Origin of the sequence: Azospirillum melinis (genome assembly GCF_013340935.1) — a bacterium.
Taxonomy (GTDB): domain Bacteria; phylum Pseudomonadota; class Alphaproteobacteria; order Azospirillales; family Azospirillaceae; genus Azospirillum; species Azospirillum melinis.
In genome coordinates, this window is the sequence record NZ_WHOS01000010.1 from 1 (window position 1) to 12,538 (window position 12,538).

At 68.3% G+C, this 12,538-nt stretch carries 12 protein-coding genes; 7 read left to right on the forward strand and 5 right to left on the reverse strand.

Features of this window, described 5'->3' with window-relative positions; all coding sequences use genetic code 11:
* Positions 1–73: 73 nt before the first annotated feature.
* From gpmI to GBZ48_RS09645, 5 genes are all read right to left on the reverse strand, one after another.
* Positions 74–1,651, reverse strand: coding sequence for a 2,3-bisphosphoglycerate-independent phosphoglycerate mutase (gene gpmI, locus GBZ48_RS09625; RefSeq protein WP_174470846.1), 1,578 nt, complete (start codon positions 1,649–1,651; stop codon positions 74–76).
* A 90-nt stretch (positions 1,652–1,741) separates the two neighbouring features.
* Entirely contained in the window at positions 1,742–2,200 is a 459-nt protein-coding gene (gene rlmH, locus GBZ48_RS09630; RefSeq protein ID WP_174470847.1) for a 23S rRNA (pseudouridine(1915)-N(3))-methyltransferase RlmH, read from the reverse strand.
* 25 nt (positions 2,201–2,225) lie between these two features.
* Positions 2,226–2,672: a ribosome silencing factor gene (gene rsfS, locus GBZ48_RS09635; RefSeq protein WP_174470848.1), complete on the reverse strand. Its 447-nt coding sequence runs from the start codon at positions 2,670–2,672 to the stop codon at positions 2,226–2,228.
* Positions 2,669–3,286, reverse strand: a complete 618-nt coding sequence (locus GBZ48_RS09640; protein WP_174470849.1) for a nicotinate-nucleotide adenylyltransferase — start codon at positions 3,284–3,286, stop codon at positions 2,669–2,671. The genes rsfS and GBZ48_RS09640 overlap by 4 nt, the downstream gene beginning before the upstream one ends.
* 169 nt (positions 3,287–3,455) lie before the next feature.
* Positions 3,456–4,730, reverse strand: a complete 1,275-nt coding sequence (locus tag GBZ48_RS09645) for a glutamate-5-semialdehyde dehydrogenase (protein ID WP_174470850.1) — start codon at positions 4,728–4,730, stop codon at positions 3,456–3,458.
* Positions 4,731–4,911: 181 nt separating this feature from the next.
* Between GBZ48_RS09645 and GBZ48_RS09650 the strand changes: the two genes are divergently transcribed.
* The 7 genes from GBZ48_RS09650 (at position 4,912) to GBZ48_RS09680 (ending at position 12,526) form a co-directional block, all read left to right on the forward strand.
* Positions 4,912–5,655 carry a sulfite exporter TauE/SafE family protein gene (locus tag GBZ48_RS09650; RefSeq protein ID WP_174470851.1) on the forward strand — a complete coding sequence of 248 codons (744 nt, stop codon included), beginning with the start codon at positions 4,912–4,914 and terminating at the stop codon, positions 5,653–5,655.
* Positions 5,656–5,675: 20 nt separating this feature from the next.
* Positions 5,676–6,167, forward strand: coding sequence for an RNA pyrophosphohydrolase (locus tag GBZ48_RS09655; protein ID WP_174470852.1), 492 nt, complete (start codon positions 5,676–5,678; stop codon positions 6,165–6,167).
* Between the two features lie 184 nt (positions 6,168–6,351).
* Positions 6,352–6,666, forward strand: coding sequence for an STAS domain-containing protein (locus GBZ48_RS09660; protein ID WP_174470853.1), 315 nt, complete (start codon positions 6,352–6,354; stop codon positions 6,664–6,666).
* Positions 6,651–7,028, forward strand: coding sequence for a response regulator (locus tag GBZ48_RS09665; protein WP_098739196.1), 378 nt, complete (start codon positions 6,651–6,653; stop codon positions 7,026–7,028). The genes GBZ48_RS09660 and GBZ48_RS09665 overlap by 16 nt, the downstream gene beginning before the upstream one ends.
* Positions 7,029–7,062: 34 nt before the next feature.
* Complete coding sequence (locus tag GBZ48_RS09670) at positions 7,063–9,360, forward strand: chemotaxis protein CheW (protein WP_174470854.1); 2,298 nt, start codon at positions 7,063–7,065, stop codon at positions 9,358–9,360.
* Positions 9,361–9,369: 9 nt separating this feature from the next.
* Positions 9,370–9,909, forward strand: coding sequence for a chemotaxis protein CheW (locus tag GBZ48_RS09675; RefSeq protein ID WP_098739194.1), 540 nt, complete (start codon positions 9,370–9,372; stop codon positions 9,907–9,909).
* Between the two features lie 67 nt (positions 9,910–9,976).
* Positions 9,977–12,526: a methyl-accepting chemotaxis protein gene (locus GBZ48_RS09680; RefSeq protein WP_174470855.1), complete on the forward strand. Its 2,550-nt coding sequence runs from the start codon at positions 9,977–9,979 to the stop codon at positions 12,524–12,526.
* Positions 12,527–12,538 lie beyond the last annotated feature (12 nt).

A 12,538-nucleotide genomic window follows, 5' to 3' on the forward strand; every position in this document is an offset into this window, starting at 1 on the left:
CCTTCGCGCCGTATTCCCCCTCTCCCCCGGGGGGAGAGGGGGAATACGGCGCGAAGGGGACGGGCGCCATCCGTTATTCCGCCGCCGCGCGGGCGGCGGTGCGGACCAGCAGGTTGCGGCCGGTCATCTCGGTCGGCTTGGGCAGGCCCAGCAGGTCGAGCAGCGTCGGGGCGATGTCGGCCAGACGGCCGCTGTCGATGCGGGCGCCGGCCGGGCCGTTGACCAGCACCAGCGGAACCTTGTCCAACGTGTGGGCGGTGTGCGGGCCGCCGGTCTCCGGGTCCTTCATCAGCTCGCAGTTGCCGTGGTCGGCGGTGATCAGCATGGTGCCGCCGGCGCGGCGCACCGCGGCCTCAACCTGACCGACGCTGCTGTCGACCGCCTGCACGGCCTTGATGGCGGCATCCAGCATGCCGCTGTGACCGACCATATCGGGGTTGGCGAAGTTGACGACGATCAGGTCGTATTTGCCCGAATCGATGGCGCCGACCAGCTTGTCGGTCACTTCCGAGGCCGACATCTCCGGCTGGAGATCGTAGGTGGCCACCTTCGGCGACGGGACCAGAATGCGGTCCTCGCCCTCATAGACCCGCTCCTCGCCACCGTTGAAGAAGAAGGTGACGTGCGGATACTTCTCCGTCTCGGCGATGCGCAGCTGCTTCAATCCGGCCTCGGAAACCACCTCGCCCAGCACCTTGGTCAGGGTTTTGGGCGGAAAGATGGTTGTCATGAGCTTCGCCAGCGCCGACGAATATTCGACCATGCCAACCACGGCGGCCAGCTTCGGCGTGCCACCCGCCGGGGTGTTGGCCACCGGGAAGCCATCAAAATCCTTCTCGACATAGGCGGCCAGGATCTCGCGGGCGCGGTCGGCGCGGAAGTTCGCCATCAGGATGGCGTCGCCGTCCTTCATGCCGGCGTAATCGCCGATCACCGTCGGCAGGATGAACTCGTCATGCTTGTCGGCGGCGTAGCTCTGCTCGATGGCCTGGATCGGGTCGGCGGCGCGCTCGCCCTCCGCCCTGGTCATCGCGGCATAGGCCTTGGCGACGCGGTCCCAGCGCTTGTCGCGGTCCATGGCGTAATAGCGGCCGATAACGGTCGCCACCTCTACGCCCGGCAGCTCGAAGACATCGGCCATGAACTCGGCGACCTGATCCTTCGCGCTCTGCGGCGGAACGTCGCGGCCATCGGTGAAGGCGTGAACCGCCACCGGCACACCCTCGCGCGACAGCACGCCGGCCAGCGCGGCGATGTGGTCCTGGTGCGAGTGGACGCCGCCCGGCGACATCAGGCCCATCAGATGGACGCGCCCGCCGGTCCTGTGCATCGTCTTGACGAGGTCGTTCAGCGCGGCGTTGCGCTCAAGCTCGCCCTCGACGATGGCGTGGTCGATCATCACCAGATCCTGCATGACCACCCGGCCGGCGCCGAGATTCATGTGCCCGACCTCGGAGTTGCCCATCTGGCCCTTCGGCAGGCCGACCTCCTCCTCGCTGGCGTCGAGGAAGGCCGTCGGTTCGGCCGACCACAGGCGATCCCAGTTCGGGGTCTCGCCCAGCGCAATCGCGTTGTCGGACCGCTCCTCGCGATAGCCCCAGCCGTCCAGAATGCAGAGGACGACAGGGCGGGGTCGGTTGGTCTCGGTCATCGCGCTTACCTTTCTCGAAAGGTTGTGGTCTCGGAGTTTCGTGTTTTTCAGCTCCGGCGCTTTTCCGCGCGCCGGATGCGACGCTTGGAATCAGGACCTGTGATAGGGGTGACCGGCAAGAATTTGTTGAGCGCGATAGAGTTGCTCCGCAAGCATGCCGCGCACCAGCATATGGGGCCAGGTCATCGGCCCGAAGGCGAGAAGGAAATCGGCCCGCGCGCGCACCGCGTCGCCATGGCCGTCGGCACCGCCGATCAGGAAGGCGAGATCGCCGGCGCCACGGTCGCGCCAGTCGCCGATCTTGGCGGCGAAGGTCTCGCTGGGCAGCGCCTTGCCGCGTTCGTCCAGCGCCACGACGATGGCGCCGGCCGGCACGGCGGCGAGCAGCAGCTCAGCCTCCTGCCGTTTCAATTCGTCGGAGGAGAGGCGTTTCTTCACCTCGACCTCCTTCAGGGTGAAGGGCCAGCTGAGCCGTCCGACATACTCGTCGAACAGGTCGCGGGTCGGTCCGCCCCGCGACCGCCCAACGGCGGCGAGCCACAGACGCATGATGCGGCCCTCCGCCTCCGGCCCGTCAGGCGCTCAGCCGCGCCGTGCCCGACGGCGTCGGCAGTTCCAGACCCCACATCTTTTCGATGTTGTAGAAGGTCCGGACTTCCGGCTTGAACAGGTGGACGATCACGTCGCCGGCATCGACCAGCACCCAGTCGCACTGGGCCATGCCTTCCATCTCGACGCCGCGGACGCCGGCCTGCTTCAGCTTTTCGGCCAGCTTCATGGCCATGGCAGCGATGTGCCGCGTGTTGCGGCCCGACGCCACGATCATGTAATCGGCGAAGGTGGTTTTCCCGGCGAGATCGATGACGGTCACGTCATCTGCCTGGTCGGCGTCGAGCGACGCCTGGATGAGCGCCTTCAGGTCCTGCGGTTCCAGGATCTGGGGAACGGCGGCTGGCCGCGGAGCGGTCGCGGCCGTTTCGGTGTGCGTGGTGATGGCTCCAACCTCTTGCAACGGTGTCACGACCCGGCGGCCCGTGCCTGCCGGATCGCCGTCGCCGAGGCCGGGTGCAAGGAGTTGCGTAAGAACGCCCAGGCCGGCCGCCTGCGGCGCGCCAGCCCTTTTACCCCGGACACCGACACCCGCCGACGGGTGTAGCGCTGGGCGGCCTTGCCGCTCAACGCACCAAGAGAATAGGTTGGACGGGCGAAAACCGCAACGGCCACCGAGTCGAAGATTCGATTCCAGTGCTTCCAGCGTGGAATTTGCCGCAAATTGTCCGCCCCCATCAACCATACGAAGCGGGTTTTGGGGAAGCGGCGCTGAAGCTTGGCCAGCGTATCGGCGGTGTAGCGGGTGCCCAGCGCGGTCTCGATGGCCGTCACTTCGATCCGCGGATGGGCGGCAACGGCCCGCGCCTCCGCCAGCCGTTCGGGCAGCGACGCCATGCCGGAGGTGGACTTGAGCGGGTTCTGCGGGCTGACCATCCACCAGACGCGGTCGAGCCCGAGCGCCTTCAGCGCGAACAGGCTGATATGCCGGTGCCCGGCATGGGCCGGATTGAACGACCCGCCGAGGATGCCGACGGTCAGCCCCGCATAGAGCGGGCCGGAATAGAGATGGGGGGCACTCTTCACTCCCGAATGGGCTCCCTCTCCCGCCACGGGAGAGGGAAGGGGCCCATGCGGAGCATGGGAAGGGTGAGGGGTGATGCGAGGAGCAGGGGATCCATGTTCGGATCGCCCCTCACCCTCCCCGCCTTCGGCGGGTCCCCTCCCTCTCCCGGGGCGGGAGAGGGCACTCACCTTAAGGCCGCGTCTGGCCATCGCCGCGCACGACATACTTGTAGCTGGTCAGCTGCTCGGCTCCCACTGGGCCGCGGGCGTGGAACTTGTCGGTGGAGATGCCGATCTCCGCCCCCATACCGAACTCGCCGCCATCGGCGAACTGGGTCGAGGCATTCCACAGCACGATGCCGCTGTCCACCCGGGACAGGAACCGCTCCGCCACCGCCGGATCCTCGGTCAGGATCGATTCGGTGTGGTGGGAGCTGTGGGTGTTGATGTGGTCGATGGCCCCATCCACCCCGTCCACCACGCCGCAGGCGATGATGGCGTCGAGATACTCGGTGTCCCAATCCTCCGGCGCCACCGCCGTCACCCGCGGATCGGCCGCCTGGGCCGCCGCATCGCCGCGCACCGCGCAGCCGGCATCCAGCAGATCCTTCACCAGAACCGGCAGGGCAGTGTCGGCGATGGTGCGGTCGACCAGCAGGGTCTCGGCGGCGCCGCAGATGGAGGTGCGGCGCATCTTGGCGTTCAGCACCACCTTGCGGGCCTTCTCCAGGTCGGCGGCGGCATCGACATAGACGTGGCAGTTGCCGTCCAGATGCTTGATGACCGGCACCCGGCTCTCGTCGGCGATGCGCTGGATCAGCGACTTGCCGCCGCGTGGAATGATGACGTCGATGTAATCGCGCATGGTCAGCATATGGCCGACGGCGGCGCGGTCGGTGGTCGGCACCAGTTGGATCGCCGCCTCCGGCAGCCCGGCCTCGCGCAGGCCCTGGGCCAGACAGGACGCGATGGCGCGGGACGAGCGGATGCTCTCCGACCCGCCGCGCAGGATGGCGGCGTTGCCCGACTTCAGGCAGATGCCGCCGGCATCCGCCGTCACGTTGGGCCGGCTTTCATAGATGATGCCGACGACGCCAAGCGGCACGCGGACGCGCTGGATGCGCAGGCCGTTGGGCCGCGTCCACTCCGCCAGCACGCCGCCGATGGGATCGGGGAAGTCGGCGATGTCCTCAAGCCCCTTGGCCATCGCCTCGATGCGCGTGTCGTCCAGCATCAGCCGTTCGCGCATGGGGCCGGACAGGTCGCGGGCGCTCGCCATGTCTTCCGCATTCGCGGCCTTGATCTCGGCGGCGCGGGCGCGGATGGCCGCCGCCGCCGCCCTCAGGGCCCGGTCCTTCGACGGCCCTGGCACGGTCGCCAGCGCGGCCGCGGCGGCGCGGGCGGCGCGGCCGAGGGCGATCATCTGGTCGTGCAGGGCGTCGGTGGTATCGAGCAGGGCGGACATGGAGGTCTCCGGACACTCTATCCGTTGAAGGGACGACGACCTTAACGAATTGTTCGGGGTTGCGAAAGCCGCGTGGTTGTGGGACTTCGGCGTTGCGGTATGGGCGGGCGTGTGCAAAACGCAACGCGCCGGCCGCGCCGGGACAAGGTTTTCGGGCCACAGGGCTTTCGGGTAGGGTGACATGCTGACGCTGCTGCTGATCGTCTCCGCCTTCTTCGCCGGCGTGCTGAACGCCGTGGCCGGGGGCGGCAGCTTCCTGACCTTCCCCGCACTGATCCTGGCCGGCGTGCCGCCGCTGAACGCCAACGCCACCAGCACCGTCGCGGTGTCTCCCGGCGCGCTTGCCAGCGCCTTCGGCTACCGGCGGGAGCTGGGACGCATCCGCGAGGTGCACCTGCCCTCTTTCCTCGGCATCAGCCTCGTCGGCGGACTGCTGGGGGCGTTGCTGCTGTTATGGACGCCGCAGCGGACCTTCGAGGTCATCGTGCCGTGGCTGCTGCTGTTCGCCACGCTGTTGTTCGCCATCGGCCCGACCGCCTCGGCCTGGGTCCGCCGCAACGTCACCATCGGCCACGGCACTGTGCTGGCGGTGCAGTTCCTGATCGCGGTCTATGGCGGCTATTTCGGCGGCGGCATTGGCATCCTGATCCTGGCGACGCTCGGCGTCTTCGGCCTGACCGACCTGCATGCGATGAACGGGCTGAAGTCGCTGGTCTCCGGCTGCCTCAACGCAGTGGCGGTGGCGGCCTTCGTCGCCGGCGGCGCGGTCTATTGGACGGAGGCGCTGATCATGCTGGTCGCCGCGATGGCCGGCGGCTACGCCGGCGCTTCGGTCGCCCGCCACATCCCGCCGCCGGTCCTGCGCAAGCTGGTGATCCTGGTTGGGGCGGCGATGACCGTCTATTTCTTCCTCACCAAAGCCTGATCCGAACGGAGTCCTCCGGCATGACCGCCATCATCGACCGCAACACCCTGCCCTACCGCCCCTGCGTCGGCATCATGCTGCTGAACGACCGCGGCGAGGTGTTCGTCGCCAAGCGTTGCGGGTCTGAGGCCGACTGGCAGATGCCCCAGGGCGGCATCGACGACGGCGAGGATGCCCGCAGCGCCGCCTTCCGCGAGCTGGAGGAGGAAATCGGCACGGCGAACGCGGAGTTCATCGCCATGACCGCCGCCCCCCACCGCTACGACCTGCCCGACGATCTGCTGGGCAAGGTGTGGAAGGGCCGCTGGCGCGGGCAGGAGCAGATGTGGATGCTGGCCCGCTTCACCGGTGCCGAGGCCGACATCCGGCTCGACACCGACCACCCGGAATTCGACGCCTGGAAATGGATCGGCGCCGAAGAACTGCCGGGCCTGATCGTCGCCTTCAAGCGGCCGGTCTATCAGTCCGTCCTGGCCGAATTCCGTCCGCTGATCGCGCCGGTAAAAGGCTGACGCATCCTGCCGGGGGCCTGCCCCTCCACCATGTCCCATTTTTGATTGCGGTTATCCCCAACTTCCCGCCGCCGCCCCCTCCGTCCGAAGCTTGCGCTTAACGAATCCTTGAGACGCAGTCTGGCAACGTCGCTGCTGCAACCGGAATGCGCAAGAATGTGCCTGCCGTAGACGGAGGGGTGGCGTGTCGCTGATCAAGTGGACGGAGGAGGATGACGGCCGGCTCCGCCTGGGCCTGCCGAGCGACCTCGATTTGCCCATGGCGCAACCTCTGCTGGACAGTTTGCGCGCGGCTTTCAAGGCCTCGGCCGACGTCACCGTCCAGGCCGACGCCGTGGAGCGCATCAGCGCCGCCTGCATCCAGGCGCTGGTCGTCGCCGCCCGCGATGCGGCCGAGCGCGGGGCCGCCTTCGTCCTCGCCACCCCGTCCGAGGTCCTGTCGGAAGCGTGCGAGGATCTGGGACTCGCCGTCTGGCTGAAGCAATGGAGCCGAGCGTGAAGAAGAAAGTGATGACGGTGGACGATTCGCGCACCATGCGCGACATGGTGTCCTTCACCCTGCGGGGTGCCGGCTATGACGTGGTGGAAGCCGCCGACGGCCAGCAGGCGATGAGTGCCATCGCCACCAACAAGGTGGATCTGGTCATCACCGACCTGAACATGCCGGTGATGGACGGGCTGACCCTGATACGCAAGCTGCGCGCCATCCCTGCCCACCGCACCCTGCCGATCCTGATGCTGACCACCGAGGCGGACGAGAGCAAGAAGGCGGAAGGCCGCGCCGCCGGCGCCACCGGCTGGATCGTGAAGCCCTTCAACCCCGACAAGCTGGTGTCGGTGGTGCAGAAGGTCTGCGGCTGACCGCAAGCCGCCGGATTCAGGGAGGGGTGCAGCCGTGGACGATCTCAGCCGCTTCAAACAGACCTACTTCGACGAGAGCGCCGAACTCCTGGCGGTCGCCGAGGCCGGGCTGCTGCGCCTCGCCCCCGGCGACATCGACATGGACGAGGTGAATGCGATCTTCCGCGCCGTCCATTCGATCAAGGGCGGCGGCGGCGCCTTCGGCTTCAACGACCTCGTGGCTTTCGCGCATGAGTTCGAAACGGTGATGGACGGCGTGCGCAACGCCGAAATCCCGGTCAGCACCGAACTGGTCGACACGCTGATCCGCGCCAACGACGTGCTGGCCCGCCTGCTGGCCCACGCCGCCGACGAAACCGAGGCGCCGGCCGGCACAACCGACGACACCGTCGCCGCCCTCCGCCGTTTCCTGGACAGGAGCGGGGAGCCGGCGGACGAGGCGCCGCCCGCCGCCATCCAGGCCGCCGCAGGCTTCTATCCCGACGACGAGGATGACGAGGCCGGCATCTTCGGCGACGCGCTGGCGGCGATCCAGGCCGCGCGCGACGACCAGCCGGCGCGCGCTGCGGGTCCCGTTCCCGAAGGCAAAGTCCGCTGGACCATCGTCTTCCGCCCGAAGGCCGAACTGCTGCTGTCGGGCAACGAGCCGACCTACATGCTGCGCGCCCTGCGCCGACTGGGCGAGGCGGAGGTGATCTGCCATCTGGACAGGCTGCCCCCCCTGCGCGACCTCGACGCCGAACTGCTGCACCTGTCCTGGACGGTGACGCTGCTGGCCGACCCGCAGGTGAACCGCGCCCAGATCGACGACGTGTTCGAGTTCGTCGCCGACGATTGCGACATCCGCATCAGCGCCGAAGCCCCGCCGCCAGCGATCATCGTCCCCGCGCTCATTGCGCCAGTGGAGCCGGTCACGCCCGCCCCTGCCGTCAACCTGCCGGAGCCGGTTGCCTCCGCAGCCGCACCCGCCACCCCGGCCGCCACCACATCGGGCGCAGCGAAGCCCGGCGACGGCGCCAGGCGGACGAACGGCGGCACCGACCATGCCGGGCCGGCCACCCACACCATCCGCGTCGATCTCGACAAGATCGACCGGCTGGTCAACATGGTCGGCGAGATGGTCATCACCCAGGCGATGATCGCCGAGCATCTGCGCGACCTGCCGCCGGGCCAGTTCCAGGAACTGCTGGAGGGGCTGGAAGGCCTCGCCCAGCACACCCGCGAACTGCGGGAAAGCGTGATGTCGATCCGCGCCCAGCCGGTTTCCAGCGTCTTCTCGCGCATGCCACGGCTGGTGCGCGAATGCGCCGCCGTGACCGGCAAGGAGGTGATGCTGGTCACCACCGGCGAGACGACGGAGGTCGACAAGACGGTGGTGGAGAACCTCGTCGACCCGCTGACCCACATGATCCGCAACTCCATCGACCATGGGCTGGAAGGCCCGGAGGAGCGGGAGCGCGTCGGCAAGCCGCGCGCCGGCACCGTGCATCTGTCGGCCGCCCACCGGTCGGGCCGCATCGTGATCGAGGTGACCGACGACGGCCGCGGCATCAACCGTGCCAAGGTGCTGTCGAAGGCCATCGAGAAGGGCCTGGTGCAGCCGGGTGCCAGCCTGTCGGACGAGGAAATCGACCACCTGATCTTTCTGCCCGGCTTCTCCACCGCCGATCAGGTGTCGAACCTGTCGGGCCGTGGCGTCGGCATGGACGTGGTGCGGCGGAACATCTCCAGCCTGGGCGGGCGGATCGGCGTCTATTCGACGCCGGGCGAAGGGTCTCGCTTCGTCCTGTCGCTGCCACTGACGCTGGCGGTGCTGGACGGCATGGTGATCTCGGTCGGGGAGGAGCGCTTCGTCCTGCCGCTGACCAACATCGTCGAAAGCCTGCGCCCCAAGCCCGCCGACCTGCATGGGCTGGTCAACAAATGCGACGTCATGATGGCGCGCGGCGAATATGTCCGGCTCGTCCATCTCCACCGGCTGTTCGGCATCCCCAAGGCCATCGACGACGCCACCAAGGGGCTGGTCGTGCTGGTGGAGACGGAGGACGGCTCCCGCCTCGGCCTTGTGGTGGACGAGGTGCTGGGCCAGCAGCAGGTCGTCATCAAGAGCCTGGAATCCAACTTCCGCCGGCTGGACGGCGTTGCCGCCGCCACCATCCTCGGCGACGGCCGGGTCGCCCTGATCCTGGACGTGGCGGGCCTGCGCGAAATGAGCCGCCATGGTTCAGGCACTGGCGCCGGCAATGGCAACGCCTCCGGCAGCACCCCGCCTTCCCCGTCCCTGCCCGCCCCGGCGGACAAGTCCGACCAGCGTCAACGCCAAACGGTTTGAGGTTCAGCGATGAGCAGTTCCACCGCAATCGCCCCTGTCAGCTCCCGTACCGATCTCCAGCCGGCCGGCGCCGCGAACGGCAGCGAGGAGCAATACGTCACCTTCACCGTCGGCAGCGAGGAGTACGGAGTCAACATCCTGGCAGTCAGGGAAATCCGCGGCTGGACGCCGGAGAGCCGGCTGCCCAATCTTCCCGACTATGTTCGCGGCGTGATCAACCTGCGCGGCATCATCATCCCGATCTTCGACCTGCGGGCCCGCTTCGGCGGCGGCCTGACCCAGGTGACGAAGCGCCATGTCGTGGTGGTGATGCAGGTGGGGGAGCGAACGCGCGGCATCCTGGTCGACGCCATTTCCGACATCCTCGCCATCGGCCACGACGCCATCAAGCCGCCGCCCGATGTCGACAGCGGTCTGGTCGACGCCGAGTATCTCAGCGGCCTCTACACCGCCGAGAACCGGATGGTGACCCTGCTCAATGTGGGGAAGCTGTTCGCCGGCGAGCATGTCGACCAGGACGCCACCCGCGCGGCGCTGGAGCCGACCTGATACCGGTTGGCCATCCCCCGGCTGCGCAGGCCGCAACGAGAAGCCATAAAAAGAGGGAACGTCAGCGATGGCCACCGACGGTACGATTGCCAAATCCGGCACCTTCCTCAGCAACATGCGCATCGCCAAGCGGCTGTGGCTGGTCTTCGGCCTGCTGCTGGTTCTGATCGCCGCCCAGTCCGGCACCGGCATCTATGGGCTGGACGGGCTGAACCGGCGCATCGACAGCGTCATCGCGTCGGGCGACCTCGCCGTCTTCGCCAAGGACCTGGAAAGCCGCCTGGGTGCGCAACGGCTGCAAACCCGGGAATACATCAATCTCGGCACCACCGAGGCGCTGGACCGGCTGCGCGTCCTGCGCGGGGAGTTCGAATCGGCGATGTCGGGCCGGCAGGCCATGATGAAGGCCTCCCCCCAGGCCGCCGCTTTCGCCGACCTCAACAGCCTGCACGGCGCCTACCACGAGAAATTCGACGCGGTGCGGACCGTGCGCGAGCGCGCCGACCGGACGCTGCACGAGCGCATGGACCCGCTGGGCACCCAGGTGACCAAGCGGCTGGAAGAGGCGGTGGCCGCGGCCGACGCCTCCGGCGACAAGGACATCGCTTTCGGCATGCAGGAGGTGGAGAAGCGCTGGCTGCTGACCCGCTTCTACGCCAACCGCGCCATCGGCCTGCGCGATCCGGCCGCCGCCGCCCAGGTGGAGGCGGAAGGCAAGGCGATGGGCGACGGGATCGCCCGGCTGTCCACCCTGCTGCAAAACAATGCCGCCCTGTCCGTGGCCCTGCGCGACGTCGACGCCCGCGCTGCCGAATACCGCAACGCCTTCCGCGAGATCGTCGCCGCCAATGACGACGCCAAGCGCCGCACCGACGACCTCGTGACCGCCGCATCCGCGGTCAACCGCGCCATCGACGGCATCGTCGCCTCCATCGCCGCCGGCTCCAGGGCCATCGAGCAGGAGGCCGGCAGCGAAGCCGCCTTCACCATCCGCCTGACGGTCGGGCTGGGTCTGCTGTCGCTGGTGATCGGCATCGTCGCGGCCAACCGCATCGCCGCCTCCATCGTCGGACCGGTCACCGGCATCCGCCGGGTGATGACCGAACTGACGGAGGGCAAGCTGTCGGTCAGCGTCCCCCATACCGGCCAGCAGGACGAGTTGGGCGACATGGCCCGCGCCGTCGACGCCTTCAAGGACGAGGCGGTGGAGGCCCTGCGCTCCCGCATCGCGCTGGAACAGGTGTCGGCCAACATCATGATGGCCGATGCCGACGGCCGCATCCTCTACGCCAACGACTCGATCATGGCGATGTTCCGCCATGCCGAGGCCGACCTGCGGACCGCGCTGCCCGGCTTCGATCCGAGCAGGCTGGTCGGACAGAATTTCGACACCTTCCACCGCGACCCAGCCCACCAGCGCCGCCTGCTGACCGACCTGACCCACACCCATCGTGGTTTGGCCAAGACCGGTGGCCGCACCTTCCAGGTCATCGCCAACCCGGTGGTCAGCCGTCGGGGCGAGCGGCTCGGCACCGTCATCGAATGGCGCGACCTGACCGAGGAGCTGGCGATCGAGGCGGAGATCGGCGCCATGGTGGAGAATGCGGTGCGCGGCGACTTCACCCACCGCATCCCGTTGGACGGCAAGAGCGGCTTCTTCCGGCTGGTCAGCGAAGGCATCAACCGCCTGTCCGGGAACATCGCCGCCGTCACCGAGGAGTTGGCAACGGTGCTGGAATCCCTGTCGCGCGGCGACCTGACCAGCCGCATCGACAAGCAGTATGAAGGCGTGTTCCAGCGGCTGAAGGACGATTTCAACGGCACGGTCGCCCGTTTGTCGGAGATCGTGCAGCGCATCGACCATGCCGCCGGCTCCATCGCCATCGCCAGCCGCGAGGTGGCGGAGGGCAGCATGGACCTGTCGGAGCGGACGGAACAGCAGGCCTCCTCGCTGGAGGAGACCGCGGCCAGCATGGAACAGCTCGCCGCCACCGTGCGCTCCAACGCCGACAACGCCCAGCAGGTCAACGGCTACGCCACCGAGGCGCGCGCCGCGGCCTCGCGCGGCGGGCAGGTGGCGACCAGCGCTGTGGAGGCGATGCGCCGGATCGAACAGTCGTCGCAGAAGATCTCCGACATCATCGGGGTGATCGACGAGATCGCCTTCCAGACCAACCTGCTGGCGCTGAACGCGGCGGTGGAGGCGGCGCGGGCCGGCGACGCCGGGCGCGGCTTCGCCGTGGTGGCGCAGGAGGTGAGGCAGCTCGCCCAACGCTCCGCCCAGGCGTCGAAGGAGATCAAGGCGCTGATCCTGGACAGCGGTGGGCAGGTTCGCGATGGCGTCGACCTCGTGCGGTCGGCCGGCAGCTCCCTGACGGAGATCGTGTCGGGCATCGGCCGCGTCGCCGATCTGGTGTCGGAGATCGCGCGGGCGACCGCCGAGCAGGCGTCCGGCCTTGACGAGGTCAACATCGCCATCTCCCAGATGGACGAGATGACTCAGAAAAACGCCGCCCTGGTGGAGGAAAGCACCGCCGCCGCCCGCTCCCTGGAGGATCAGGCCGACCAGCTGCGCCAGCAGATGACCTTCTTCACCCTCGATCGCAGATCAGCCTGACCCGAGGTCTCT